The organism is Asaia sp. BMEF1, assembly GCF_051628905.1.
Lineage (GTDB): Bacteria > Pseudomonadota > Alphaproteobacteria > Acetobacterales > Acetobacteraceae > Asaia.
Window position 1 is genome coordinate 1910001 of sequence record NZ_CP157575.1, and the last position, 25945, is coordinate 1935945.

The 25945-nt window shown below is 60.2% G+C and carries 31 protein-coding genes and 2 tRNA genes (1 of these 33 running past the window's edge); 8 read left to right on the forward strand and 25 right to left on the reverse strand.

The features are described 5' to 3' along the window. Together ABHV46_RS08295 and ABHV46_RS08300 are read right to left on the reverse strand one after the other, a co-directional pair. Positions 1–364 carry the 5' portion of a DUF192 domain-containing protein gene (locus tag ABHV46_RS08295; RefSeq protein WP_438381095.1) on the reverse strand. Its footprint begins 134 nt before the window's first position, so 364 of the gene's 498 nt are visible here — the first part of the coding sequence; it begins with the start codon at positions 362–364; the stop codon falls past the left edge of the window. Between the two features lie 17 nt (positions 365–381). Next, positions 382–1047 (reverse strand): MBL fold metallo-hydrolase, encoded by a 666-nt coding sequence (locus ABHV46_RS08300; RefSeq protein ID WP_336947042.1) that lies wholly within the window; start codon positions 1045–1047, stop codon positions 382–384. A 169-nt stretch (positions 1048–1216) separates the two neighbouring features. On the opposite strand from ABHV46_RS08300, the gene ABHV46_RS08305 reads away from it, so the two are divergent. Both ABHV46_RS08305 and ABHV46_RS08310 read left to right on the forward strand, forming a co-directional pair. Further along, a complete protein-coding gene (locus tag ABHV46_RS08305) occupies positions 1217–1567 on the forward strand; it encodes a RidA family protein (protein ID WP_336947041.1) in 351 nt (116 codons plus the stop codon). A gap of 144 nt (positions 1568–1711) precedes the next feature. Continuing rightward, the gene (locus ABHV46_RS08310; RefSeq protein WP_438381096.1) at positions 1712–2497 is read left to right on the forward strand and encodes a CHAP domain-containing protein; all 786 of its coding nucleotides are present in this window, start codon (positions 1712–1714) and stop codon (positions 2495–2497) included. 107 nt (positions 2498–2604) lie between these two features. On the opposite strand, the gene ABHV46_RS08315 is transcribed toward ABHV46_RS08310, so the two are convergent. From ABHV46_RS08315 to ABHV46_RS08380, 14 genes are all read right to left on the reverse strand, one after another. Further along, the gene (locus ABHV46_RS08315) at positions 2605–3060 is read right to left on the reverse strand and encodes a 23S rRNA (pseudouridine(1915)-N(3))-methyltransferase RlmH (RefSeq protein ID WP_025841103.1); all 456 of its coding nucleotides are present in this window, start codon (positions 3058–3060) and stop codon (positions 2605–2607) included. A 9-nt stretch (positions 3061–3069) separates the two neighbouring features. Then, the gene (gene rsfS, locus ABHV46_RS08320) at positions 3070–3528 is read right to left on the reverse strand and encodes a ribosome silencing factor (RefSeq protein WP_035442759.1); all 459 of its coding nucleotides are present in this window, start codon (positions 3526–3528) and stop codon (positions 3070–3072) included. A gap of 114 nt (positions 3529–3642) precedes the next feature. Next, a complete protein-coding gene (locus ABHV46_RS08325) occupies positions 3643–4305 on the reverse strand; it encodes a nicotinate-nucleotide adenylyltransferase (protein WP_438381097.1) in 663 nt (220 codons plus the stop codon). Next, positions 4271–5527, reverse strand: coding sequence for a glutamate-5-semialdehyde dehydrogenase (locus ABHV46_RS08330; RefSeq protein WP_438381098.1), 1257 nt, complete (start codon positions 5525–5527; stop codon positions 4271–4273). Before ABHV46_RS08330 ends, ABHV46_RS08325 begins: the two co-directional genes overlap by 35 nt. Positions 5528–5602: 75 nt before the next feature. Further along, positions 5603–6808 (reverse strand): glycerate kinase, encoded by a 1206-nt coding sequence (locus ABHV46_RS08335; protein WP_438381099.1) that lies wholly within the window; start codon positions 6806–6808, stop codon positions 5603–5605. Between the two features lie 53 nt (positions 6809–6861). Then, complete coding sequence (gene ychF, locus ABHV46_RS08340; RefSeq protein WP_336947036.1) at positions 6862–7956, reverse strand: redox-regulated ATPase YchF; 1095 nt, start codon at positions 7954–7956, stop codon at positions 6862–6864. Further along, positions 7956–8534 (reverse strand): aminoacyl-tRNA hydrolase, encoded by a 579-nt coding sequence (gene pth, locus ABHV46_RS08345; protein ID WP_336947035.1) that lies wholly within the window; start codon positions 8532–8534, stop codon positions 7956–7958. Before pth ends, ychF begins: the two co-directional genes overlap by 1 nt. Before the next feature lie 20 nt (positions 8535–8554). After that, positions 8555–9193, reverse strand: a complete 639-nt coding sequence (locus ABHV46_RS08350) for a 50S ribosomal protein L25/general stress protein Ctc (RefSeq protein WP_336947034.1) — start codon at positions 9191–9193, stop codon at positions 8555–8557. A 234-nt stretch (positions 9194–9427) separates the two neighbouring features. Then, a complete protein-coding gene (locus tag ABHV46_RS08355; protein ID WP_438381100.1) occupies positions 9428–10012 on the reverse strand; it encodes a histidine phosphatase family protein in 585 nt (194 codons plus the stop codon). Positions 10013–10024: 12 nt separating this feature from the next. Further along, the gene (locus ABHV46_RS08360) at positions 10025–10957 is read right to left on the reverse strand and encodes a ribose-phosphate pyrophosphokinase (protein ID WP_336947032.1); all 933 of its coding nucleotides are present in this window, start codon (positions 10955–10957) and stop codon (positions 10025–10027) included. 145 nt (positions 10958–11102) lie between these two features. Continuing rightward, entirely contained in the window at positions 11103–11597 is a 495-nt protein-coding gene (locus ABHV46_RS08365; protein ID WP_438381101.1) for a hypothetical protein, read from the reverse strand. Between the two features lie 70 nt (positions 11598–11667). Next, complete coding sequence (locus tag ABHV46_RS08370; RefSeq protein WP_336947030.1) at positions 11668–12336, reverse strand: DUF799 domain-containing protein; 669 nt, start codon at positions 12334–12336, stop codon at positions 11668–11670. Then, positions 12333–12746: a DUF4810 domain-containing protein gene (locus ABHV46_RS08375; protein ID WP_438381102.1), complete on the reverse strand. Its 414-nt coding sequence runs from the start codon at positions 12744–12746 to the stop codon at positions 12333–12335. Before ABHV46_RS08375 ends, ABHV46_RS08370 begins: the two co-directional genes overlap by 4 nt. Positions 12747–12798: 52 nt before the next feature. Further along, positions 12799–13461, reverse strand: coding sequence for a CsgG/HfaB family protein (locus ABHV46_RS08380; RefSeq protein WP_438381103.1), 663 nt, complete (start codon positions 13459–13461; stop codon positions 12799–12801). Positions 13462–13792: 331 nt separating this feature from the next. On the opposite strand from ABHV46_RS08380, the gene ABHV46_RS08385 reads away from it, so the two are divergent. Beyond that, a complete protein-coding gene (locus tag ABHV46_RS08385; protein ID WP_438381104.1) occupies positions 13793–14812 on the forward strand; it encodes a glycosyltransferase family 61 protein in 1020 nt (339 codons plus the stop codon). 39 nt (positions 14813–14851) lie between these two features. On the opposite strand, the gene ABHV46_RS08390 is transcribed toward ABHV46_RS08385, so the two are convergent. The 4 genes from ABHV46_RS08390 to rfaD are packed head-to-tail and all read right to left on the reverse strand — an operon-like array spanning position 14852 to position 18387. Then, the gene (locus ABHV46_RS08390) at positions 14852–15781 is read right to left on the reverse strand and encodes a hypothetical protein (RefSeq protein WP_438381105.1); all 930 of its coding nucleotides are present in this window, start codon (positions 15779–15781) and stop codon (positions 14852–14854) included. Then, complete coding sequence (pgeF, locus tag ABHV46_RS08395; RefSeq protein WP_438381106.1) at positions 15778–16572, reverse strand: peptidoglycan editing factor PgeF; 795 nt, start codon at positions 16570–16572, stop codon at positions 15778–15780. Before pgeF ends, ABHV46_RS08390 begins: the two co-directional genes overlap by 4 nt. Next, positions 16565–17398 (reverse strand): prolipoprotein diacylglyceryl transferase, encoded by an 834-nt coding sequence (gene lgt, locus ABHV46_RS08400; RefSeq protein ID WP_438381107.1) that lies wholly within the window; start codon positions 17396–17398, stop codon positions 16565–16567. Before lgt ends, pgeF begins: the two co-directional genes overlap by 8 nt. Before the next feature lie 8 nt (positions 17399–17406). Further along, positions 17407–18387, reverse strand: coding sequence for an ADP-glyceromanno-heptose 6-epimerase (gene rfaD / locus ABHV46_RS08405; RefSeq protein WP_438381108.1), 981 nt, complete (start codon positions 18385–18387; stop codon positions 17407–17409). A 206-nt stretch (positions 18388–18593) separates the two neighbouring features. Here rfaD and ABHV46_RS08410 point away from each other — a divergent pair, with 206 nt between their 5' ends. The 5 genes from ABHV46_RS08410 (at position 18594) to ABHV46_RS08430 (ending at position 21183) form a co-directional block, all read left to right on the forward strand. After that, positions 18594–18878 carry an accessory factor UbiK family protein gene (locus ABHV46_RS08410; RefSeq protein ID WP_438381109.1) on the forward strand — a complete coding sequence of 95 codons (285 nt, stop codon included), beginning with the start codon at positions 18594–18596 and terminating at the stop codon, positions 18876–18878. A 158-nt stretch (positions 18879–19036) separates the two neighbouring features. After that, positions 19037–19543 carry a YbjN domain-containing protein gene (locus tag ABHV46_RS08415; RefSeq protein WP_336947021.1) on the forward strand — a complete coding sequence of 169 codons (507 nt, stop codon included), beginning with the start codon at positions 19037–19039 and terminating at the stop codon, positions 19541–19543. Further along, on the forward strand, positions 19540–20334 hold the full coding sequence (gene proC, locus ABHV46_RS08420; RefSeq protein ID WP_438381110.1) for a pyrroline-5-carboxylate reductase: 795 nt from the start codon (positions 19540–19542) through the stop codon (positions 20332–20334). The genes ABHV46_RS08415 and proC overlap by 4 nt, the downstream gene beginning before the upstream one ends. Positions 20335–20432: 98 nt before the next feature. Next, complete coding sequence (locus ABHV46_RS08425; protein WP_408870679.1) at positions 20433–21062, forward strand: TetR family transcriptional regulator; 630 nt, start codon at positions 20433–20435, stop codon at positions 21060–21062. Positions 21063–21108: 46 nt separating this feature from the next. Further along, a tRNA-Gln gene (locus ABHV46_RS08430) sits at positions 21109–21183 on the forward strand. A 480-nt stretch (positions 21184–21663) separates the two neighbouring features. Here ABHV46_RS08430 and ABHV46_RS08435 read toward each other — a convergent pair. From ABHV46_RS08435 to mnmG, 5 genes are all read right to left on the reverse strand, one after another. Further along, positions 21664–21739 (reverse strand) — tRNA-Lys (locus ABHV46_RS08435). Positions 21740–21824: 85 nt separating this feature from the next. After that, complete coding sequence (locus tag ABHV46_RS08440; RefSeq protein ID WP_438381111.1) at positions 21825–22712, reverse strand: ParB/RepB/Spo0J family partition protein; 888 nt, start codon at positions 22710–22712, stop codon at positions 21825–21827. Then, positions 22709–23521: a ParA family protein gene (locus tag ABHV46_RS08445; protein ID WP_438381112.1), complete on the reverse strand. Its 813-nt coding sequence runs from the start codon at positions 23519–23521 to the stop codon at positions 22709–22711. Before ABHV46_RS08445 ends, ABHV46_RS08440 begins: the two co-directional genes overlap by 4 nt. Continuing rightward, entirely contained in the window at positions 23511–24092 is a 582-nt protein-coding gene (gene rsmG / locus ABHV46_RS08450; protein WP_438381113.1) for a 16S rRNA (guanine(527)-N(7))-methyltransferase RsmG, read from the reverse strand. The genes ABHV46_RS08445 and rsmG overlap by 11 nt, the downstream gene beginning before the upstream one ends. Next, on the reverse strand, positions 24089–25945 hold the full coding sequence (mnmG, locus tag ABHV46_RS08455) for a tRNA uridine-5-carboxymethylaminomethyl(34) synthesis enzyme MnmG (protein ID WP_438381114.1): 1857 nt from the start codon (positions 25943–25945) through the stop codon (positions 24089–24091). The genes rsmG and mnmG overlap by 4 nt, the downstream gene beginning before the upstream one ends.

Here is a 25945-nt window from a genome sequence, read left to right on the forward strand (position 1 = left end):
GTACCGTTTTTTCGGCAATGGCCTGAATATGCCCGTCAGGGGCAATGAACACCATATCGAGCGATGCAGGGGTGTCGCGCATCCACATTGCAGCCGGCTCGGGCGGGGTGAAGAGGAAGAGCATCCCCGTTCCTTCAGGCACTGACGCACGGAGCGTCTCGCCTGCTTCCTTCTCTTTTTCTGTTTTGGCGATCTCAACGGTGAAATCGTGCTTGCGACCCTGGCGGTCTGTGATCGTCAGAGGGGCTTTTTCAAGCGCCTTCTGCGCGACGGCTGGTGCGGCTTCGTCGGCGCGCGCGCAGAGAATCGGCAAGCTGAGGGCGACACCCGCCAGAAGCAGACCCTTCGTGAAAAATGTCTTCATGTCTGGACTCCCGGCTCTCAGTTCAGGAATGGATTATTCTGTCGCTCTTCGCCGATCATGGTCGGCAGACCATGGCCGGGCAGAACGATGAAATCATCAGGCAGGGAAAGCAGCGTGCGCTTTATCCCGGCAATCAGGCTCTCATGGTCGCCATAAGCGAAATCGGAACGGCCAACAACACCGCGAAACAGGGTGTCACCGACGATCGCGAGCTTGTCCTCGCGACAGATAAAGACGACATGGCCGGGCGTATGGCCGGGGCAATGCGCCACTTCGAAACGGGCACCCGAGAATTCCAAAATCTCGCCATCGACGACGAAATGATCGGGATGCGCGTCATGCAGGTCGAACAGGCCAAAAGCCTGAGCCTGATCTGTAACCGAGTTCAGCAGGAACTCATCGCGCCGGTCAGGGCCGATCATGCGAACCGGCGTGGTCTGACGGCGTGCCAGCCCGGCGCGCAGGGCATCTGCACCGCCGACATGGTCGAAGTGACCATGAGTAAGCAGGATGGCATCGACTGTCATGCCGTCGAGTATCTTCAGCAGCTCTGGTGCGTCGCCACCCGGATCGACGACGAGGGCATGTCCGGTCTCGGGGTTTTCGAGCACCGTGCAATTCTGGCGCAGGGGGGTCACCTTCACAGTGCGGGCACGCAAGACCGGCTTCTCCTTTACGCTCATCGATAGGGCTAAACCCTTATGGGGCTTAAGGCGCGATACCGCGACACTGTCATGCAGGCAAGCAATCATCCTCCCGTCAGGATTGACCCGATGCCTCACCCGGACCAGAGTTCGGCCCAGCGGGCACAGGAGACTCTGCCCGGCAACACAAGGTTTTCAGGAGACGACCATGAGCCGCATCATCCGCACGGAACCCAACCCCGTCATGTCGAAAGCCGTCGAGTATCACGGCTTCGTTTTCACCCAGGGCGTTGTCGCCCGCGATCTCGATGCCGATTTCGCTACCCAGACGGCTGACGTACTGCAACAGCTCGACGCCCTGCTCGAACTGCATGGCACCGATAACACCCGCATTCTGCAGGCACAGATCTGGCTCAAGGACATTGCCGATCGCGATGCGCTGAATGTTCAGTGGACGGCCTGGCTGCCCAAGGAATCGGCTCCCGCACGCGCCTGCGTTCAGGCCGTTCTCGCAGATCCGCGCATGCTCGTTGAGATCATGCTGATCACAACAAAGTAAGGCCTCTTGACCTTTCCCCGGGCTGACACAAATTTTTCTCGGGGAAAGTTCATAAATTCGCCACGACTCATCGCTACACGGGTTGCATATTCAAGGTGAACACAGTTACCTAGATGCAACACATAACGGGCGGGTGCGGAATCAATGAACGTGAGACAGAAAAGTTGCCTCAGACTTCTGCGCAGGCCGTTTTTTTCGTCTCTGACCGCATTATCCGTTCTGATTGGGTCGGCGCTTCTCGCACCCAAGGCTGAAGCCCGCCAGAAGATTTCTCACAAATCTGCCATGCATACCGCGCATGTCGGTCATCTGGCCGGTTCGCACCGCGGTGCAATTCACCAGACCCGCTTTACGCCGCGCCGTCACCGCTCGGGTGGCCATGTCATTCAGTGCGTCGCCTATGCAAAAACCGCCTCCGACGTTGTCCTGAGCGGCAATGCTCGCGACTGGTGGGACAACTCCCGTGGCGTTTACGCCCGCGGCTCCGCCCCTGAGCCCGGTTCTGTCCTGAACTTCCGCGCGATTCGTCGCATGCCCTACGGCCATGTAGCCGTGGTTCGTGCGATTGAAGACAACCGCACCATCGTCATCGACCAGTCTCATTGGGCGCAGAACGGCGTTGCGAAAAACGTACGCGTCATCGATGTTTCCCCCAATAACGACTGGTCTGCCGTTCGCGTCGCGCTCAACAGCAAGACCGAGACCTATGGCAGCATCTACCCGACCTACGGCTTCATCTATGGCCGTCCTGATGACGGGGTGATGATGGCTAATAATACGCCCGCCCCGGCACATCGTTCCATCCGCTCGCATTCTGTTGAGACGACGCAGAGCTTTGCAGCGCTTCAGCATCCGATGAATTCGACCGAAGTCGCGGAAGCCCCGGATGACGCATTCGGTCTTGAAGGCCCGAGCCGCAACCTACGCTAAGCCTGCTCCACATTGCATCGCCCAAAGGCGGCCCAAAAACGGGTCGCCTTTTTTATTGCCACGAGGGCGGCACCTGTCTGTTAACGCAAGAAGAACGTCTTTTTGCGCTACGGGCGGGCTGCGCGGTGATAGGGGTGTCCGGCGCTGATGGCACGCGCACGATAGATCTGCTCTGCCAGAAGCAGACGCACGATCATATGCGGCCAGGTCATGCGCCCAAAGGAAATGCGCGAATCAGCACGATCAATCACGCTCGCCTCAAGTCCTTCCGCGCCACCGATAACAAAAGATACCTGCTTGCCCGTAGCCAGCCAGGTCTCGAGCATGGTTGAAAACTGCTGGGAATCGGGAGACGTGCCCCCTTCATCGAGGGCGACCATGATACTGCCTTCGGGACAGGCCGCGAGGATCGCTGCGGCATCCTTGCGGCGTATTTCGAGCGCGCTACCGCGCGATTCGGCAATTTCAACCAGATCGACCTTGGGGCGGGTGCGCTCGACATAACGGTCGAACAACTCCCGCTCCGGCCCTCTCTTCAATCGACCGACGGCGACGATCCTGATCATGAACGATCAGAGATCTGTCGTGTCGGCTTCGTCTGCGGCGCTGTCGTCGAGGTCCTTACCCCACATGCGCTCGAGCGCGTAGAGCGCGCGGCTCTCGGGCTTGAAGAGATGAACCACGATATCGCCGGTATCAAGCAGCACCCAATCGGTACCGTTCGCGCCTTCGATGGTGATGCGCTTGATGCCGATCTCGTTCAGCTTGTCTTCGACATGAGAGGCCATGGCAGCGATCTGACGATCGGCGATACCGGTGGCAATCACCATATGATCGGCAAAGCTGGCGCGACCGCGCAGATCGAGGGTCACGATATCCTCGGCCTTGTCTTCATCCAGGCTGGTCGTGATCACGCCCAATGCCTTTTCGACGAGTTCACGCCCGACCGTCTCGCGCGGTGCAGCGGCGGCACGCGTCTTGCGTGGGCCAGCGGCGGCGGCCTTCTTGCGCGGCGTGCCTGCCGTTTTCAGGGTTGCGGTCTTCTCGCCCGTGGCAGGCGTGGTCTCACCAGCGGACGCGCGGCTGCGACGGGCTGGGGTGGTCGTCTCGTCGGACGGTTTTCTGGCGATGGCTCGACACTCCGGTCAATTCATTAGAGAGCGCGCGGCGGGATAATTTCCAGAATCCCTCAGCGCTGTCGCTGATATACCGTTTTGCGGCGCCGGAAGAAAAGCCCAGACACCACCTTTCGAACGCGACATGACGGGCCCCTGTCTCGGTGGCACCCGCAAATGGCTGAGCGCGTGCGTCGCCCGACCCGAAAGTGCGGTGCGATTACTGCCCGGCCTTGGCACGACCGCCATCGGAACATGAAGCGCCAGATCGCGCCAGCGCCGCCAGCGCGTGAGCGTCACCAGACCATCGGCACCCATCAACCAGACGAAACGAGCATTCGGAAAACGCAGGCGCAGCAGGGCGATCGTCTCGACCGTATACCGCTTGTCGAGCCGGGCCTCGATATCGGTTGCGATGATGCGCCGCCCGTCGGCGAGCGCATGGGCCGAAGCGAGGCGATCTTCGAAAGGCGCCATGCCGAGTCGCGGCTTGAGCGGATTGCCCGGTGATACCATGAGCCAGACCTGATCGAGCCGCAGATGGGTCAGAGCATAACGGGCCAGTTGCAGATGGCCTGCATGGGCAGGGTTGAACGACCCGCCCAGCAAACCGATCGAGATGGCTCGGCTATCACCGTATTTCGGTATTTGCGGCACGTCAGGGGCGCGTCTGGCCGGTGCCGCGTACCTCATAACGGAAGGTCGTGAGTTGCTCGAGACCGACCGGGCCGCGCGCATGGATCTTGCCGGTTGCGATGCCGATCTCTGCCCCGAAGCCGAACTCGCCGCCATCGCAGAACTGCGTCGAGGCATTCCACATCACCACGGCACTATCCGTCCCATTCAGAAAATGCTCCGCAATTGCCGAATCGTCTGTGATGATTGCTTCGGTGTGACCGCTCCCGTAACGGGCGATATGCGCCAGAGCCGACTCGACCCCGTCCACCACAGCAACCGACAGACGTGCATCAAGCCACTCTGTCGCAAAATCGTCGGAACTGGCCGGTTCAAGATCGTGCACGATGCTGCGTGCCGTCTCATCGCCCAGAACAGCGCAGCCCAACGCGTGCAGATCCTGAATCAGGAGCGGCAACAGATCTGCTGCGATCTCGCGATCGATCAGGAGGGTTTCAGTCGCACCGCAGACACCTGTCCGGCGCATTTTGGCATTAGCCAGAATCTCGCGGGCCATCGCGAAATTGGCGTCTTTATGGATATAGGTGTGGCAAAGCCCATCGGCATGGGCGAGCACCGGCACACGGGCCTCGCGCTGCACACGCTCGACAAGCGATTTGCCTCCACGCGGAATGATCATGTCGATCTCGCCTGCCGCACCGAGCATAGACGCCACATGGGCGCGATCGGCATCGGGGACGATCTGTACGCAATCGCGCGGCAGACCGGCCTGTTCCAGACCTTTCTGAATGCAGCCCTGAATGCAGCGCGCCGAGTTCAGGCTCTCGGACCCACCGCGCAGAATGACCGCATTGCCGGATTTGATGCACAGCCCCGCCGCGTCGGCGCCCACATTCGGACGGCTTTCGTAAATCATGCCGATCACGCCAAGGGGCGTTGCCACACGACGGATCAGCAGACCATTGGGTCGCGTCCACTCCGACAGAACACGGCCAACTGGGTCGGGTAGCAACGCAATCGATTCGAGGCCCTTGGCCATGGCCTCGATGCGGGCCGGGGTGAGCGTCAGCCGGTCGATAAAGGCGGCACTCGCCTTGGATGTCGCAACATCGCGGGCATTGGCCACAAGAATATCGGCAGAATGGCGACGCAACGACTCAGCCGCCGCACGCAGCGCCTCGTTACGCTGGCCTTCCGGGGCAATCGCAAGAATACGGGCGGCAGCGCGTGCTGGTCCGGTCAGAGCCTTGAAGTCGGACTGGGGGGTGACGGCTTCCATCCTGCATTCTCCTGTCTGCGATGCATCAAGCGCTCTTTCAGCCCCAAGGCTGCAAAAGAGCGATCAGGCTATGTATCACTCCTGCGCTGCTTGAGAAGATCGCCCGACCGCCAGCCCTGAAGCAACGTTGCGTGCGCAGCGACGCAGGGAGGGCGCCGCATCTGACAGAGCCTCTTCAAGAGAACAGGGGCGATCGAGGCAACTGAACAGCGCATCAAATCCCAGTCCGTAGAGTTTTTCGCAGTCATTTCCCAGCGTACCCGCAAACGCCAGAACGGGCTTGCCTGCCTTTCTGGCCATGGTCGCGATGGCGTAAGGCGCCTTGCCCTGCGCCGTCTGTCCATCGAGTCGCCCCTCTCCCGTGATGACCAGATCGACCTGGCTCATCAAAGCGTCCAACCCGAGCAGCCTCGCAATGGCTTCGGCACCGGGTACGAGCTCCGCCCCGCATAGCGCCATCAGACCCAGCGCCGTGCCACCGGCAGCGCCCATACCCGCAATACCAGACAGATCGCGCCCGCAACGGGCCTCGAGCAGGCTCGCCAATCGGGCAAGCGACGCATTCAGGATCGTGACCATAGGGGGTGTCGCGCCCTTCTGCGGCCCGAACACGGCCGCAGCCCCCTCCTCGCCGAGCAAGGGCGCCGTGACATCGCAAAGAATCTCGATGCGGCATCCAGCAAGACGTGGATCGAGCTTTGCATCGTCGAGAGTGAAAACCGAGCCAAGCGGCCCCCCGCCTTGGGCGATTTCCTCACCACGCAGATCGCGCAACGAGACACCCAGAGCCTGCAAGAGCCCCGCCCCGCCATCGCATGTGGCACTCCCGCCAAGGGCCAGAACCAGATGCTCGCAGCCGAGGTCGAGCGCCGCCAGTATAAGCTCACCGACACCACGGGTCGTCGTAAACAGAGGCATACGGGATTCTGGGGGCACGAGCGCCAGTCCGGCGGCTTCAGCCAACTCGATCAGGGCCGTGCGCCCCTCGTTCAGAACTGCAAATCTGGCCGCAACGGGCACGCCAAGCGGCCCACAGACCAGACGGGTTTCGAGATAGCCGCCAAGCGTGCGCGCCATAATGGCCGCAGTACCCTCGCCCCCATCGGCCATAGGAAAAGCGTGATAGCGTGCCTGCGGGAAAATTTCGGAAAAACCACTGACGATCGCCTCGACCACCGCCTCGGCGGTCAGGCTCTCCTTGAAGGAATCACAGGCGACGAGGATTTCCATGGCGCGCTCCAGAACAACGCGCCATTCTTGCGTGTAACGCAAAACGGTCAAGTAGCGACCGCTTGCATCGGACGGAAACCGTCCGTCGCGTCAGGATGAACACCTCAGACGTTGAAGCGGAACAACAGGACGTCACCATCCTGCACCACATATTCCTTGCCTTCGATGCGCAGCTTGCCAGCTTCCTTGGCGCCGGATTCACCACCGCAGGCAATGTAATCGTCATAAGCCACGGTTTCGCAGGCAATGAAGCCACGCTCGAAATCGTTATGAATGACCGCAGCTGCCTGCGGTGCCTTCGTGCCCTTGGTAATGGTCCAAGCGCGCGTCTCTTTCGGGCCGACCGTGAAATAGGTGCTCAGCCCGAGCAGCCCGTACCCGGCAGCAATGACACGGTCCAGCCCCGAATTGCTCAGACCCAGCCCTTCGAGAAACTCGGCGCGCTCTTCCTGCGGCAACTGGCTGACTTCGGCCTCGATCGCCGCAGACACCACGACCATGGCGGCACCTTCGGCCTCTGCACGCTTGCGCACGGCTTCGGAGTGACTATTGCCGGTGGCGGCAGAGCCTTCCTCGACATTGCAGACATAAAGCACCGGCTTGGTGGTCATGAGTTGCAGGCGGCGGGCCGTTTCTTCCTCACCTTTGGGCACGGCGGTACGGGCAGGCTTGCCCTCGCGCAGGGCGGCGATGATGGGGTCCATGATCGTGAGCTGCTGCTGTGCCTCACGGTCATTGCCGCGAGCACGCTTCTGCAACGACACCTGACGCTTTTCGAGCGAATCCAGATCGGCCAGCATCAGCTCTGTCTCGATGATCTCGGCATCGCGAACGGGATCTACGCCCCCTTCGACATGGGTGATGTCGTCATCTTCAAAGCAGCGCAGCACATGAATGATCGCATCGACCTCGCGGATATTGGCGAGAAACTGGTTGCCCAGACCTTCACCACGCGACGCCCCGCGCACCAGACCGGCGATATCGACAAACTCGAGGCTGGTCGGCAGGATCTTCTGCGACTTGCCGATACGGGCCAGATTGTCGAGACGCGGATCGGGCACGGCCACACGACCCACATTGGGCTCAATGGTGCAGAACGGATAATTCGCCGCCTGAGCTGCTGCCGTTTCCGTCAGCGCATTGAACAGGGTGGATTTGCCCACATTGGGAAGCCCCACGATGCCACAATTGAAGCCCATCAGCGTTTCTCCCCGCACAGCATGGCGATTTTGGTCATTGTCGCTTCCGGTTCCCCTTTGGCCAGCAGGGGCGATGCCGTTGCGACGGCATCGAGAAGCTCTTCAAGTTCGTTCTGTTCGGCCTTGGCGAAATCGCCCAGCACATGGCCCGTCACGCGGTCCTTGTGGCCGGGATGCCCGATGCCGAGGCGCACGCGCTGGTAGTTCTGGTCGCCCAGCATCCTGTCCATCGAGCGCAGGCCATTATGCCCCGCTGCCCCGCCGCCTCGCTTGACCCGCACCTTGCAGAAAGCAAGATCGAGTTCATCATGAAACGCCGTGATGTCGGAAACCGGGATTTTGAAGAACCGCGCAGCCTGCTGCACGCTTTCGCCGGATAAATTCATATAGGTCATGGGCTTGAGCAGAAGAACCTTTTGTCCCTCGATGCTGCCCTCGGCCGTCTCCCCCTTGAAGCGCGCACGCCAGGGAGAAAACCGGTAGTGTTCGGCAATACGCTCGACAGCCATGAAGCCAATATTATGGCGCTGCCTGCGCATGCCGGGCTCGGGGTTACCGAGCCCGGTCCAGAGTAGCATTGCGGCCACCCTGAGCGGTCTTACTTCTTCTTCGCAGGAGCGGCGGCTTCAGCAGCAGCCTTCGCAGCGGCTTCGGCTTCCATCTCGGCATCGACCGTCGGCGGGGCGATGGTGGCGATGACGAAGTTCGGCAGCTGCAGAACCGGCGTCACGTTCTCGGTGCCGGTCAGGTCGTCCCAACGCACGTTGTCGTGGATGTCGAGCGCGCTCAGATCAACCGTGAAGCTGGCCGGAATGCTGTCAACGTCAGCCATGACGTCCACCGTGTGACGGACCAGGTTCAGCACGCCACCGCGCTTGATGCCCGGAGCCTTGTCTTCACCCGTCACGTGGATGGCGACGGTCACATGGACCTTCTCGCCAGCAGCCAGACGCTGGAAATCGACATGGATCGGCGCATCGGTCACGGGATGCAGCTGCACCTCACGCAGCAGGGCGCGCACGGTGCCGCTTTCGAGCGGCAGCTCGAACAGGCGCGAACGCCAGCCACCACGGACCATTTCCTTGTGGATGATGCGCGGGTCGATCTGGATCAGCGCCGGCTCCTGCTTGCCACCATACACAACACCCGGCACCAGACCGGCACGTCTCGTTGCGCGCGCTGCCCCCTTACCAGCCTTCGCGCGCGTAGAGACTTCGAGGGACGTCATATTTGTCACGGTATTCTCCCAAATTCATTGCACTCACGGCCTCCAGGGGTGCCTGAGTGATGGGGCGCCTTACCGGAATTGGGGGGGTAAAGCAATGTTCTTCGGGATTCGGAAGGGAATTCTTCTCAGGACTCTGCCCGGAAACCCGCAAAGGAGCGCAGTCCCTTTGATCCCGGCACTTGTTCAGATGGGGATGAAAGAGACCTGTCCCTTTCCGGGGCGCGGGGCAGCGCCCCGCTTCACTCACTCGTAAGCGGTAAGAACCCAGCCATTCTCGGTCGGATCGCAATAGAGCGGTACGGCATTAGCCAGGCGCACATTGATCGGCAGATCCATTGCAGCGCGCAAGGCACGGAAAAGGGCGCCATGGGCCACGATCATGGGAATACCGTCCTGCTCGAGCGCGCGATTCACGGCTTCGGACGCACGGGTCTTGAGGCCGTCGAAGGTCTCACACCCTTCAGGCGTGAACTTGCCCTCGATCCAGGGATCGTACCAGTCGCCCATGGGCTCGCCTTCCATTTCGCCGAAGCAGACCTCTTCGAGATCGCGATCGGTCGAAAGTGGCAGGGTGATGCCGCTCGAAACGGCAATTGCCTCCTGAGCCGCCAGCGCCGTGTCATGGGCGCGTGTCAGGGGAGAAGAAATGATACGGGCGATGGGCGATGCGCCATCACGCCAGTGGCGGGAGAGCGCATCGCCCGCTTTTATCGCCTGCTCACGCCCTGTGGCGTTCAACGGAATATCTGTCCGGCCCTGAGAAAGATTCTGTGCGTTCCAGTCAGTCTGACCGTGACGCAGATACCAGAAGGGGCGACGAAGCAGCATAAAAACCAGTCCTTAGTCGAAAAGCGAAGAGACAGAGCTTTCATCTGCCACAGCACTCATGGCGCGCGCCAGAAGATTGGCCGTGCTGATCTGACGAATATTGGGCGATTCGTCCATCGCCTCAGTCGCAGGAATGCTATCGGTGAGGGTCAGCATCTTGAGCGGCGATGTCTTCACGCGATCGACCGCCGTGCCCGTCAGCACACCATGGGTCACGTAAGCCTCGACCCCGGCAGCGCCGTGCTTCATCAGCGCTTCGGCTGCGTTGCACAGCGAGCCGCCGCTATCAACGATATCATCGACCAGAATGCAGTAGCGCCCCGCCACATCGCCGATCACATTCATGACTTCGGACACACCGGCCCGTTCGCGACGCTTGTCGATAATGGCCAGATCGGTGTTCAGACGCTGCGCAAGCTGACGGGCGCGGACCACGCCGCCGACATCAGGCGAAACGATCATGAGATCTTCATTCGGGTGACGGGCATTGATGTCACGCTTGAACAGCGGCGCGGCGTAAAGATTGTCGACCGGAATATCGAAGAAACCCTGAATCTGCATGGCGTGCAGATCCATGGTCAGAATACGGTTCGCACCGGCCTCGACCAGCAGATTAGCCACCAGCTTGGCGCTGATGGGCGTACGCGGGCCGGATTTGCGATCCTGTCTTGCGTAGCCGAAATACGGCATGACAGCCGTGACGCGGCGGGCCGATCCGCGACGCAGGGCGTCGAGCATGATCAGCAATTCCATCAGATTGTCGTTGGTCGGCGAGCACGTGCTCTGAATGACGAAGACATCTTCGCCACGCACATTTTCCTGGATCTCGACGAAGACCTCGGCATCGGCGAAGCGCCGCACCGACACCTTGCACAGAGGCAAACGCAGCTCCTGGGCCACGGCACGCGCCAGAGGCAGGTTACTGTTACAGGCGACGATCTTCATCGGGAAACGACTCCGGTCCGGGACGGCAGCAAACGCGGCCTTCTAACAACGCCGCGCCACGCTGTCATTAACTCATGGGGATCGCGGATAGCCGATAGAGCGTTTTTTACAGACCTACTGCTCGCCCCTGCCCATGTGCTGAGCATTAGCTCTCGAAATGCGACCTGAAGTCCTCGTAACCATCGAACACATGAACACCGGTCTCCCTGCAATCGGGCCAGACTTGTTCGACATCCTCGAGACAGGCTTCCGAAAGAACGTAAAGCATTGGGCAATCTCCACCTCCGCTTGGATCAATCAGAGAAAGTCGGTGAGTCTCGATGAGGTGCCACAGGGCGCGGATCGTGCCTTCGCGGCCGAGAGGCCGATCCCAGTCGAGACCATTGACCTGACCGTCTTTGACGGTGAAGCAAAAAGTATCGGTAGACGATCCGAAATCGGTACGGCCGTCAGGCATGGTAGAGGGTATCTGCTCACCCGTCTCGATACCGCCCTCCCCGTCCTCACCGTCTACACCCCATTCCTTGAAAAAAGGATCGCCGATCGCCCTGAGCGCCTCGCGCACATCGCTAAGCGGAAAACTCCGCGTACCATTCTCAGCCGCGGGATCGAATTTATGGATGTAGACGTTTCTGCCCATGATCAACATCCTTCGAGGGAAACTCTCCACTGCGGAAACCGGCAGCGGGAAGCGGGAAATCGCTATGGCATTAATCGGTGCCGTATTTCACCGAACGCGGCCCGTAAAGCAGACCATCCGGCGGCCCGACCTTCAGGAGACGGTTGGCTGCCACTGCAGCAACAGGAAAGCTATGATCGGTCAGATTATTGCTCACCTGTTTGACCGCCGCCACAATCAGCATGCCGATAATATTACCACCCCCCGACATTTCACCCACATCGGCGCCAGACGCTGTGCCTGTACCGGTCCACAGCACGCTGCCTGTCTTGAGATCGACCAGCTTGGAGTTTGCCGTCACGACCGTGTTGCTGTCGATCACATGATAGACCGAGCCATAGGCCGTTACGGTCGTGTAAAGCGCCGCATCCGCCCCGAATATGGTACGCAGCTTTTCGGCCGGAGCCTGCATGATCTCGTCTGGGGCGCTCAACCCGTTCTGGCGAAAGGTCTCTGTTTCCAGCGTTACCGGCACAACATAATAGCCGCCCTCGGCAAGGGGCATCGTCATCTGCGACAAAACCCCGTTTGTCGCCTTGACGTCTGGTGTGTGATTGACCGGCGGCAGAACGAGAATACTATGGGGCTTCGCAGCCCTGAACGCCGTGTAATCCGGTGCTTTGACCTGTGAAGCACAGGCGGTGACGGCAAGGCCGAGAGCCATTCCGGCAAGGCGCTTCATGACGGTTACGGATTTCATGACGACACCTTCTGGCTCTGGCTCTGGCTCTGGCTCTGGCTCTGGCTCTGGGCCGAATTCTGACCCAGATTTTTCAGAAGAAAATCCATATAGCTGGTTGCCTCAGGGAAAAGCGTCTTCTCCTGCGTGAATTCCCCCTGCGCCAGATCGGTCCTTCCCTGCGATGCATAGAGCAACCCGAGATGGGCGTGGAAACCGGGCGGCACAGACAGCCCCTTGGCACGTGTCTTTTCCATATCCTTTTCCATGACATCGATCTGCGACTGTAGATCGGTCTTGCCCTGAAGATAGAGATATTGCTGACTCTGAAAATTCTGCCAGCTATAGAGCGGTGGGGTGGATTGACCGGAGCAGGCGGCCAGAATGCCTGACAAGTAAAGCCCTGCCAGAACTCTCGCGTAACGAGTCATGATGTAAAAATCCGCTTATTGTTTTTATTGAGCAGGAAAACGGGCAGTGCTTCTAGCGGATCTGTCCCGAATCAACCTGCTGCGCGAAATGGTTCACGGCGTCCTGAATAGCGAGATCGAGGACTTTGCCATTCAGGGTCGAATCATAGGCTGCCGTACTGCCGAACCCGATCACTTCACGATCGGAAAGGCTGTATTCCGCAGCGCCTTCGCTCGTCGCCACGATCTGCGACGTGAGAGGATTGACGATCTGTAGGCTCACCTTGGCATAGGCAATCTGGCTATGGCCGCGCCCTGCGATGCCGAAAAGCTGCATATCGCCCACTTCCTTGCGACCGAATGCTGTCACATCACCAGTCACGAGATATTGTGCGCCCTGGATGGACTGCCCCTGGCGCAGAAAGCCTGCCTCCTGCTTGCCTTCGCTGAGGTTGTCACGATCCATCACCGAAAAGCGGCCCGATTGCTGCAGACGCGTGAGCATAATGACTCGTGCCTGATTGCCGAGACGATCGATGCCGTCAGAGAAAATGCCATTCATGTAATTGGATCGATTGGCGAATTTCCCGGCTGCAATCGGAATACGCGGCCCATTATAAGGCGTCTGCGCCACTTGCGTGGGGGGCACAGGCAGAGTGCGCGACGATTCCGTCGCACAACCACCCAATAACAGGGCTAACGAGAGCATTCCCGAAACAAATATCTTCACACGCACCAGAAATACCCTCTTAAATCGTTATTGTTTAGTCAATATAATAGAACTTCCTAATATTCTCGTGTCAATTTCTTTCCTGATAAAATAGTGAATGAAGGGAGGAAAACCTTTCCAGCTCCAGCTCATTCCCACGAAGAATGCACGACGCTCTTTCGGTAAAAACCCATTTTAATAAAAATTTTCCTAAAAATTATCAGTCCAAAAAATATGGAACTTATAAAAAACCTCTGTCTGGAAGGATAAATAATTTCCATCTCAGTTCGAATTTACGATGTATACGGAAATTTGTTTATATTGCGTTGTTGTAGTCATATCTAGAACGACATTTTTCATGTATACTTTCTTAATGCTCGAGAATGTAAGAAAATATTGCCACGAGACCTTTGGAAGATCGCTGGTCCTTACGGGTCGCCCTTCCGCCTCGCATCATGATTTCGCCATTCTGCGTCACGACTCGCTCTATACCCAGAGTGGCGTCCTGATCGAAAATTCGACCTATTGCGCCGGTGAAAACGTAGAGGGTGCTTTCAATTACCATGTCTATGCGCCTCGCATGATCGCGCCCGATGTGGCGACTGAAGAAGGGCCGTCAGATTGCTTCTGGCTCGGCTATTTCCATGATCATTTCGGGCATTTTCTGACCAGCACGTTACAACGTCTCTGGCATCTGCCCGCTCACAAACGACATTATGCTGGTTACATTGCCCCGCATTGTGGCGGTCGCGATGACGAAAACGGTTTTATCGCCGGAATATTCGACAGCCTGAAAATCGAGCGGCGCGCCATCCTTCAGGTTCCCGAAAATACAATCCTCAGAAGCATTGTCATCGCCGAGCCCGCTTTCGTAGAGAACTCCCATTGCTACCGGATCTGGGGCAGTTTCATGCGCGATCTTGGCCGCAGTATCCTTGGCACAAGACGCAAGCCGCCAGAAAAGCGACCAATATTTCTCTCACGCAGCCAGACCCGCTCAGCCACACGCTGCTATGAGGGAGAAGAAACGCTTTCCCAGCTACTATCGAATTTCGGTATCGAGACCTGCCATCCGGAAAGCCTCTCCCTCAAAGAGCAACTGACCCTGTGGGACAGTCATTCCGTCTTCATTGGCTTCTCCGGCTCTGCATTCATGAATGCCGCCTTTTTCGACAACAAGACGATCATCATCCTCAACCATGACGGCTATATCTTCGGCACCCAGCGCATGATCGACGCCATCGCGCACAACAAGGCGCTCTATCTTGAAGTCGATTTGTTCCTCGCGAAAGAGTGCAGCGTCTCGCATCGCTATCGCATTACAGAGCCCGAAGCGCTGACCGCTGAAATCATCCGGGCGGTGCGCTGTCTCGCATGAAGCGCGCACCGTGCCGGCTGACCGATGCTGACATCCAGCCTATTTCTTCGCGGCAGGCTTTTCTTCTGGTAACGGCTTGTGGTCGCGCCCCGAATAATTGGTGATGATCTGATGCACCCCCCCTGCCGCCTCGGAAGCAGCGGCCATAGCCACATCGCCCCAAGGTCCGTCAAGTGAATGCGCGTCGATATCATGAAGCTGAGTGGCAGCCCCAGCTTCCTTGCCGTCGGCAGCCACCGTCCGCCATGAAATCTCGATATGCTGGCTTGGATGGCCTGTCATCCCCGCAGGGCCATCGGTCAGGGTCACGATTGCCTCGACGCTGTAATCGGCGTCCTTGGGCGTGCTCTGCAACTGGTCGTGCTGGTCAGGAAAGCTCGCGATGAAGGCGCGGGCCAGCGAGACATTCCCGTCACCGGGGGCGCCCTTCACCCCCTTGAAATACACCTTGGCGGGGCGACGCTTGAGGCTGTGCGGGTCAGCCTGCATCATTGCGGCCTGAATGCCGGTCAGAACCGAGCTAATCTGCGGCGCCGATGCTGCAGCCAGAGAGGAAAGAACAGGCTTTTCCCCCTGAGCCCAGACGGAGGCCGGAATGGGCGCAGCATCCCAATGGCCGCGCGCCTCGCCAGTGGGCATCATCACCACATAATGCGGCGTCACATCACCACCCTGCATGGTGGCAGAAAGCTTGAGCCACCAGTCGCCGGGTTTTGCTGGCTGGGCCACGGCGGGAAGCGACTGCTCAACCAGTTGGGTCGCCACCTCTCTCGCCCAGAGCGCCGAGGCCGTATTGTCGAGCAGGGAGTCGGGTGGTGTCGGCACGGCGAGGCGGGGCGGCGGTGTGGTGAGCGCCAGACGGCGCCCTTCAGGTCCAGGATCGCCGAAAGGGCGCGGCATCTCCACGCACCCAGCCAGCAGCGTCATAGTGCCGACCAGACCGACAATTTTTCTCAAGGCGCGCTTCATGAATGGACTCCAGCGCGAATGGCAGAGATCTGATGGCCGATGGCACCGCCGCCTGCGAGGGTGCGGCGACGATGGCTGAAAAAGCGCCTGACATCGACGCGCGTATCGAGCCCGATCATGGAAAGATGACGGAGCCCGGCACGATGCAGCCTGTGCAGGCAATAACCAGGCATATCGAAAAAAAAATACCCTTCGCGCAAGGCGGGCATGAAGAAATGCCCCGCTTCGGGCGAGGCATCGAGAACGGTGTCGCGCATCTCCGGTCCGACTTCATAGCTTTCCTGCCGGATACAGGGCCCGATACTGGCCACGACATCTCCAGCGCCCAGAGCGGACATGGCCGAGAGTGTTGCCTCAAGCACGCCGCCAACAGCCCCGCGCCACCCCGCATGAGCGGCTCCCACGACGCGGCCATCGAGGCTCGCAAACAGAACTGGCCCGCAGTCGGCGGTGATGACGCCAAGCGCCAGATCGTCCCGATCTGTCACCAGCGCATCTGCCTTTGGGCCGCGTCCTGTCTGCCAGACAGGCGTTTTATGCGTCAACGTCACGACATCGGCGGAGTGGGTTTGCGTCAGACCGAGCAGGGAGGGCGCCTCGACACCGAGAAATCGGGCAACGCGGCCCCGGTTCTCGGCGACGTTTTCCGGCCGGTCAGCAGAGGCCAGAGAACAGTTGAGCGAATTGAACGGACTGGGCGAGACACCGCCCAATCGGGTGAAAAAGCCATGGCGCAGAAAGGCCAGAGAATCGGCCTGGATCACCCAGCCGCGCGGCGCCTGATCAGCCATAGGCCTTTTCTCCCTCGATCGTATGCGGGTGGCGTACGCCATAGGCCATGAGCCAAAGCCCGGCCAGCGCCATCGGGATGCAGAGCACCTGCCCCATGGTCACGCCAAAAGGCAGAAAGCCGATAAACGCATCGGGTTCACGAAACAGCTCGCAGAAGCTGCGCGCAACGGCATAGCCAAACAGAAACAGACCCGACAGGAAGCCGTAACGCATGCGCACCCAGGGGCGGCTCGCGGCAACCAGCATGACGCTGAGCAACAAGAGCCCCTCAGTCAGCGCCTCGTAAAGCTGAGAGGGATGACGGGCCACCGGCCCCCCTGTGGGAAACACCATCGCCCAAGGCAGCCAGTCCGGCGCAGGGCGCCCCCACAACTCGCCATTGATGAAATTTGCGCAGCGCCCAAGCCCGAGACCGAGCGGCACGACGATGGTGATGCGATCGGAGAAGGAGAGAAAGCTAAGCCCGTTGCGCCAGGTAAACCAGGCAAGCGCCAGAATTACGCCCAGCGCACCGCCATGAAATGACATGCCGCCCTGCCAGACCTCGATAATGTAAAGCGGATGGGTAAGATAAAAGCCCGGCTTGTAGAACAGGATATAACCCAGCCGCCCACCCAGCACGACACCGAGCATGGCCCAGAACGCGAAATCATCTACCTGCTCGCGCGTGGCCGCCCGAGGCGCCAGACCGCAGAGACGGACGGCAATTTTCCAGCCGATCAGAATCGAGAGAATATAGGCCAGCGCATACCAGTGCACGGCCAGCGGCCCCAGATGAACGGCAATCGGATCGAACTGGGGCAGGATGATCGGGTGGGATTGCATGGCTGACTTTACAGATAGGGGTCGGGCGTCGCGAGATAATCGCGCACATAGCGGCTGATGCCGTCTTCGAGTGATGTAACGGGGCGGTCATACCCGGCTTCCCGCAGCCGCGTCATATCGGCGCAGGTGTAGGACTGATACTGCCCCTGCAGCGCTTCGGGCATATCGATGAACTCGATGCGGCGGGGTACACCGGCAGCATCGCAGACAGCATTGGCGAGATCGACATAAGTTCGGGCCTGACCCGTGCCGCAATTGAACAACCCGCTCACTTCGGGATGGTCGTAGAGCCAGAGCATGATCTCGATCAGATCGCCCACCCAGATGAAATCGCGTGCCTGGGCACCGTCCTCCAGATCGGGACGGTCAGAACGGAAAAGCCGAGCGGGCGCACCGCGCATCACCTCGTCATATTTCACCTTAACGACGGAGATCATCGACCCCTTATGATATTCGTTGGGGCCATAGACATTGAAGAATTTGAGCCCGGCCCATTGGCGCGGCATCAACCCACCGGAGGCGAGGCGGGAAAGCAGATGCTGGTCGAAAACATGTTTCGACCAGCCATAGAGGTTCAGCGGCTTCAGCGAAGACAACGAGGCAGGCGCGTCGGAAAACTGCTCGGGCCGATCGGCCGCACCATAGGTCGCTGCGGAAGAAGCATAGATAAACGGCACATCGCGCACGGCGCACCACTCGAGCAGCGTCTCGGAGAGCTCGACATTCGTACGCCATACCAGATCGCCATCACGCGCCGTGGTGCTGCTGATCGCCCCCATGTGAAAGACAGCGCGTATATCGGTCGAGTTCGACAGAAACGTCTCGAGCGCGTCAGGATCGATCAGCAGGTCGGGCGGATGCTTGGCAAGATTACGCCATTTTCCCTGGTCACGAAGGCGGTCCACAACCGCGACAACCTCGCCCCGCGCCTTGAGCGCTGCGACCAGGCACGAACCAATAAATCCGGCGCCGCCGGTGACGATCATCATGGAACCTGTATAAGACGCCGCAACGCAACCTCCAAGCCACACCGGCCGGAGAAAAACGCGGCGCGGGCATCCGTATCGGGCCTTGCTGCGTTGCTCTTGGCAGAGGTGAGAGTCAGTCTGGGCACAGCTTGGCCCCGGCTGAACGCACGGGGGCCTCATAACCGCCCGGTCGCCAGACCGGACGTCAGGACAGCAAGGAAACCGCCATGGCAGACCGGCCCCGTTTTTTCGATGATCTCGCAGGCGCCGCCGGAGGCGCGTTTTCGGCTCTGACAGGGCTGCGTGAAGAGCTGCACGCCGTGGTGCGCGCGCGCATCGACGAGGTTCTCTCCTCGCTCGATCTGGTGCGACGCGACGAGCTCGACGTGGCACGCGAACTCGCTACGCGCGCCCGCATGGCACAGGAAGATGCCGATGCCCGCCTCGCCCGCATCGAGGAGCGCCTGGCCGATCTCGAAAAAGCCGTCACGGCTCCGACACCTCACTCGTGACGACCTCGAATGTCTGCGTCCTTGCAACCGGGGCCGGGCATCCGTAACGTGACCTGATATGACGATTCGCGGTCGGAATTCCGCGAGTTTTCATATCGTTGCAGACATCCTGATGCGCGTCGTTTCGTGCCGCGCATCACCGGCCCAGGGAGTCCCGAATGCCTGCTCTTTCCTTCTCCTCTTCTTCGCATCAGGATACTAATCCGCTCGACGTCATGGAGCAGATCGTCTGCGGTCATGACTGGGCGTTCGACCGCCGTACCGAATCGGAAATGGCTGCCGAAGCGCCGGGCAAATGGTGCGATTACGGGCTCTATTTTTCATGGTCGCGCGAGATCGCCGCCATGAATTTCACCTGCACCTTCGACCTGCGGGCTCCCGCCAATCGCCGCAAGGCTCTCTACGAACTCATCGCGCTCGCCAATGAGCGTCTCTGGATCGGCCATTTCAGCCTCGATCTGGAGACCGGCACGCCGGTTTTCCGGCACTCGGTCCTGCTGCGCGGCGCGACCAGCCTTGCCGCTGAAAGCATGGAAGACATGATCGATATCGCCATCACGGAATGCGAGCGGTTCTACCCCGCGTTCCAGTTCACGCTCTGGAGCGGCAAGACGCCCACCGAAGCGCTCGAAGCCGCCATGCTCGATTGTGTGGGTGAAGCATGAGCCTGCCTTCTCTTCTGCTCGTAGGCTGCGGCAAGATGGGCGGCGCTCTCTGGCAGGGCTGGCTTGATCAGGGTGTCGCCCCTTCGGTCATTCTCGACCGAAGCTGCGCCGCCCCACCCGCCCCTCATCATCTGGCGCGTGTGGCCAGCGAGATTCCTGCCGATTTCAGGCCGGATATCATCATTCTGGCGGTCAAACCTGCCGGGATGGAAGAGGCGCTCGCCTCGCTGCGCCCATATCTCGACGGGGCCATCATCATCTCGATGCTGGCCGCCCGTACTATCGAGAGTCTGAGCGCCGCCTGTGGGGGCGCCAGCACGAAGATCGTGCGCGCCATGCCCAACACCCCGGCGGCCATCGGCAAGGGTGTGACAGGCGTGGTCAGTCACGATCTAGACGATAAAGGACGAACGCTCTGCACGGCCCTGCTCTCCGCAGTGGGTGACGTCGCCTGGGTGGAGAGCGAAGCCCAGCTTGAGGCGCTGACACCTATCTCGGGCTGCGGTCCGGCCTATGTCTTTCTTCTGGCCGAATTGCTGGAGAAAGAGGCTCTACGTGTCGGCCTCCCTCTAGAGACGGCACGCCTCATTGCGCGTGGCACAGTCTCGGGCGCGGGCGCCCTGATTGCGGCATCGGAAGAGGAAAGCGCCACCCTGCGCAAAAACGTCACGAGCCCCAACGGCGTTACCGCCAAGGCGCTCGACGTGCTCATGGCACCGCAGGCCTGGCCCGAAGCCATGACGAAAGCCGTCGATCAGGCCATGGCACGCGCGAAAGAGATGGCCTCCTGACAGGAAAACCCGGCCTCTGAACCTGTCATTCGATTGTCATGACGCCCTCATAGGGTATGATCGGGCGCAGAAAGACTAGGGACAGGTTCATGACGGAAATCGATCGCGAAGAGTTTGATCTGGCACTTCTGGAGGCAGGCTTCGCCCTTGCCGCTGAAAAGGGCTGGCATCGTTTCTCGCTGGTAGAGGCCGCGCATCGGGCCGGTCTCGCCGTCGATGAGGTGCGCGGTCGCTTTGCATTCCGCCACAGCCTGTTGCTGCGCCTGGGTCGTCTGGCCGATGAATCGGCCTTTCGCGATGACGGGTTGAACGGCTCGGTGCGTGAGCGCGTCTTCGATCTCTTCATGCGGCGCTTCGACGTGTTCCAGCAATATCGCGAAGGCATTCGCGCCGTGCTTCAGGCCCTGCCTACCGATCCGGGACTGGCCGTTATTCTTGGCGCTGCCACACTCGATACGATGCGCTGGATGGCCGATCTCGGCGGCGTGGATCGCAGCGGGCTCAGCGGGGCCATGCGCCTGAACGGGCTCGTGGGTGTCTGGGGCTTTGCCCTGCGCGCGTGGGAGAAGGATGAAAGCCCCGATCTGTCGCAGACCATGGCGGCCCTAGATCAGGCGCTGGACAAGGCCGAGCGTTTCGGCGCCCTCAAGCCCTCGCCCGATCGCCTGATGGAAGACGCAACCCGCCATACGGGCGTCGCCGATCATTCACTCGAACTCGAAACATAATGGCTTTACGTCTGCCGAGAGGCAGATTAAAAGCCCTGTCACGCAATGGGATGTAGCCAAGCGGTAAGGCAGCGGATTTTGATTCCGCCATTCGGAGGTTCGATCCCTCCCATCCCAGCCAGCGCCTCCCTCTGAAAATCGGTTTTTCCTGTTTCAGCCTCGCCTCGCGGGTCCGAACGGCCTTTGGCCATTCTCATGCGCAGGAACCCTTGCCGGCTCCTTCTGGCCCGTTCTTCGCGCTCAGAGCGTCAGAGCGTCAGAGCGTCAGAGCGTCAGAGCGTCAGAGCGTCAGAGCGTCAGAGCGTCAGAGCGTCAGAGCGTCAGAGCGTCAGAGCGTCAGAGCGTCAGAGCGAATCGCGGATAGCAGGGCCATAAGCAAGTGCCTGCCAGGCCGCATCGTCGCACCTGAACAGAACGTCCCAACCTCTCGCCCTCCCACCAAAGACAGTCAAAGCGTCGGGCCAGGCTGATTGCCACGCTGATGCAGCGACAATCGGATTTCTTCACACGAAACTCTCGTGCATTGCGGAACACCGATGTACAGCACGCCGCAAGGCGTATTCGGATCATTTGCATTTAGGGAAAGGTACCGGCGGGGCGATGGTGGGCACACAAGGGCTCGAACCTTGGACCCGCTGATTAAGAGTCAGCTGCTCTACCAACTGAGCTATGTGCCCATAGCCCCGCTCCGGTGAGGTGGCTTCTAACAAAGGGCGGAACAGGCATCAAGAGGAAAAATGTACTATTCCGCATACGAAACTATCAGGAAGCTTTCTCGGGCGATAACAGGCGCATGAGGGAGTCGAACTGGTCGAGACTGCGATAGTCAAGACGCAGCGACCCGCCCTTGCCGTTAAACTCGATCTTGACCTTGAGCCCCAGTCTTGTCGCCAGATCGCGTTCCAGACGCACAAGCTCGTTGTCGCGGGGTGCTTTGATCGCTTCCTGCTCAGCCTTAGGCGCCTGACGGGCCAGTGCTTCGGTCTGACGCACATTGAGCCCGCGCGCGATCACGATATCGGCTGCTGCGCAGGGGTCAGGATGGGCCAGAAGGGCGCGCGCATGACCGGCGCTCAGCATCCCGTCACGCACTTTCTGACGCACCGCTTCAGGCAGGTTCAGCAGGCGCAGGATGTTACCGATATGGGGGCGGGACTTGCCCACAGCGCCAGCCAGCTCTTCCTGCGTCAGCGCATAATCGGTCAGAAGCCTTTGCAGACCCTCTGCCTCTTCGATCGCGTTCAGATCGGCACGCTGGAGATTCTCCACCAGAGCCGCCGCCATGGCATCGGCATCGTCCAGCAGGCGCACATGCACCGGCACCTCGTGCAGCCCGGCACGCTGCGAGGCTCGCCAGCGACGTTCACCGGCGATAATCTGGTAGCGCCCCTTCTGGTCGGGATCGGGTCGAACCAGAATGGGCTGAAGCACGCCCCGGCTGCGGATCGAATCCGCCAGCTCGTTCAGACGCCCCTCATCCATATCCACACGCGGCTGGAACGGGCCAGGCGCCAGAAGGTCGACACCGAGCATCGACGGGTTGGGTGCACTCTCGTGACTAGGCGACTGGGCCCGTGGCATGTCGATGGCCTGATCACCCAGAAGGGCCGCGAGACCGCGCCCGAGGCGCGGAGCCGGTTTCTTGCTCATGAAGGAGCCCCTTCCTTACGGGTGATGCCCAGACGCCCGGCAATTTCCTGCGCCAGAGCGAGATAAGCGGCGGCTCCGCTGCTGCGCCGATCGTATTCAAGCACGGAACATCCGTGGCTTTGGGCTTCGGAGATCTTGATATTGCGCGGTATCAGCGTTTCGAGCACCTGCTCGCCGAAGAAATTGCGCGCATCGGCGGCGACCAGCTCGGACAGATTATTGCGTCGGTCGTACATGGTGAGAATGATACCCGCCACATGCAGATCGGCGTTGAATGCACGACGCACGCGGTCAACCGTGCGCACGATCTGGCTGATCCCCTCAAGAGCGAAGAACTCGCATTGCAGCGGAATCAGCACCGCATCGGACGCCACAAGGGCATTGAGCGTCAGCAACCCAAGGCTCGGCGGGCAATCGATCAGGATGACGTCATAGCGGCCAGACAGGGCCTCAAGCGCTTCACGAATACGGAATTCGCGCCGCTCGCTGCCGATCAGCTCAATCTCGGCGCCGGCCAGATCGGTATTGGCCACAATGATATCGAGATTCGCGGTCTCGGTCGGGCGGGGCAGCTTTTCGGGCGGCGCCTCCTGCATCAGTGCGGCATAACTGCCGATCTGACGGGCGTTGTAATCGACTCCCAAACCGGTCGACGCATTGCCCTGCGGGTCGAGATCGACCAGCAGCACGCGCTGCGTGCTGGCAAGCGCCGCGGCCAGATTGATTGCTGTTGTGGTCTTGCCCACACCCCCCTTCTGGTTGGTGATGGCGAGAATACGGGCCTTCTTGCCCGTGTCGTTAGTCGACACGTCTGATATCGCTTATCTCGATGATGGCGCCCCCTGAGGCGGCGCGATTGTCCAGAATTCTATGCTGCATGTGCCAGCACCGTTCGGCTTCGGTCAACTCGTCAGGGAGATTTTTTCCCTTCAAAAACAGGGCTTTTCCTTCCGGCAGAAGAAATGGCGCGCTCCATTCCAGCAATTGGGAGAGCGACGCCAGAGCCCGCGCCGTCACATAGGCGGCAGGCGCAATTTCTGCCTGCTCTATACGCTTGGACATAACCTGCGCCTTCACGCCACAGGCACGCGCCGCCTCACGCAGAAAGGCGCATTTACGCTGGTCTGATTCGACCATCACCATCTCGGCATCGCAAGCGATTCCGATCATGAGCGCGGGAAACCCGCCTCCAGAGCCAAGATCGATCACACGGGCGCCCCGCTCGATGAAAGGCACGAGCCTGAGTGAATCCTCGATATGACGCTCCCAGAGATGGGGCATGTCACGCGGACTCACCAGATTGATGCGCGCGTTCCATTTCTCGAGAATCGCAGCGAAAGCTTCAAGGCGCTCTTGCGCTTCACGTGAAACGCCGTTCATGCCACAGCCCTCACATGGGCCAGAAGCGCAATCATGGCCGCAGGCGTGACACCCGGCACACGTTGCGCAGCGGCGAAATCAGCCGGTCTGGCGAGGGTCAGGCGCTCTTTCATTTCACTGCTCAACCCACCGATACGGCCGTAATCGAGGTCGCTCGGCAAGGTGATCTGCGCCTCGTTGGCAAGCTGCCTGATCTCGCGTTCCTGACGTTGCAGATAGCCGCCATAGCGCGCCTCGGTCTCGACATGACGACGCACGCGCAAAGGCAGTGCTGCGAACCAGGGCGCGATGCGCTCGATAGCAGCGTCGTCGGCCTGACCAGACAGCACATCGAGCAGCGAACGGCGACGCCCGTCCTGCGACACGGTGATACCCTGCGCCGCCAGTTCCTGCGGCGCATGGAGCGCAGAACGGGCCTGCTCCATAGCCTGGGCAATGGCGCTCTCATCCGCTTCGAGCTTCGCCGCACGCGCGGCACCGACACAACCCATTTCCCTGCCCAGACCGGTAAGGCGCAGATCGGCATTATCGGCACGCAGACTGAGGCGGTATTCGGCACGCGAGGTAAACATGCGATAGGGCTCGGACACGCCCTGAAGCGTTAGATCGTCGAGCATTACTCCGAGATAGGCCTGATCGCGACCGAGCACGAGCGGGTCGCTCCCCACCACGAAACGGGCCGCATTCAGCCCCGCCAGAAGCCCCTGCGCCCCGGCTTCTTCATATCCGGTCGTGCCGTTGATCTGCCCTGCCAGATAGAGCCCCTGAATTGCCGTCAGGGCGAGGCTCGGTGCCAGCTCTCGGGGGTCGACATAATCGTACTCCACAGCGTAGCCCGGCGTGACGATACGCGCCTTTTCCAGCCCCGGAATCGAGGCAATCATCAGCGTCTGGATATCGGCAGGCAGGCTGGTGGAAATGCCATTGGGATAGACCAGATCGCCACCCGGATTGCCCGGCAATCCCTCGGGCTCGAGAAAGATTTGATGACCGTCCTTTTCACCGAACCGCACAATCTTGTCTTCTATCGAAGGGCAGTAGCGCGGCCCCTTCCCTGCGATCGCCCCACCGTAAAGTGCCGAGAGCGCCAGATTATCGCGAATAATGCGATGCGTTTCGGGCGTGGTGCTGGTGATACGGCAAGAGAGCTGTTCGGTCGTGATCCTGTCGGTCAGCCTACTGAACGGCTCGGGCAAGGCGTCACCCTTGTCTTCAGCGAGCGACTCCCAGTCGATGCTGTCGCGTGCGATGCGCGCTGGTGTACCCGTCTTGAGGCGTCCCATGCGCAGGCCCATCGCCTCGAGCCGCTCGCCCAGACGCGCTGCCGGACGCTCGCCGATGCGACCAGCCTGTTCCTGCGTGTGACCGATATGGATGACACCGCGCAAAAACGTGCCACTCGTTACGACGACGGCGCCGCATCTGAAAACACGCCCGTCTTCGCAAATGACGCCTGTCACGCGACCGTCGCGTGTTTCGAGATCGGCCACCTCACCTGCCATGATGCTCAGATTGGGCGTTTCGGCCAAAAGCACCTGAATGGCATTGCGATACAAAAACCGATCGGCCTGAGCGCGAGGGCCATGCACTGCAGGCCCCTTGGAGCGATTGAGCAGCTTGAAATGAATGCCCGCCCGATCGGCAGCCCGCCCCATGAGTCCATCGAGCGCGTCGATCTCGCGCACCAGATGCCCCTTGCCGATTCCACCGATTGCCGGGTTGCACGACATGGCGCCGATCATCTCGGGCTTTTGCGTCAGCAGAAGCGTGCGCGCACCGAACCGTGCCGATGCCGCCGCCGCCTCACTCCCCGCATGTCCGCCGCCAATGACGACAACATCAAACTCGCTCAC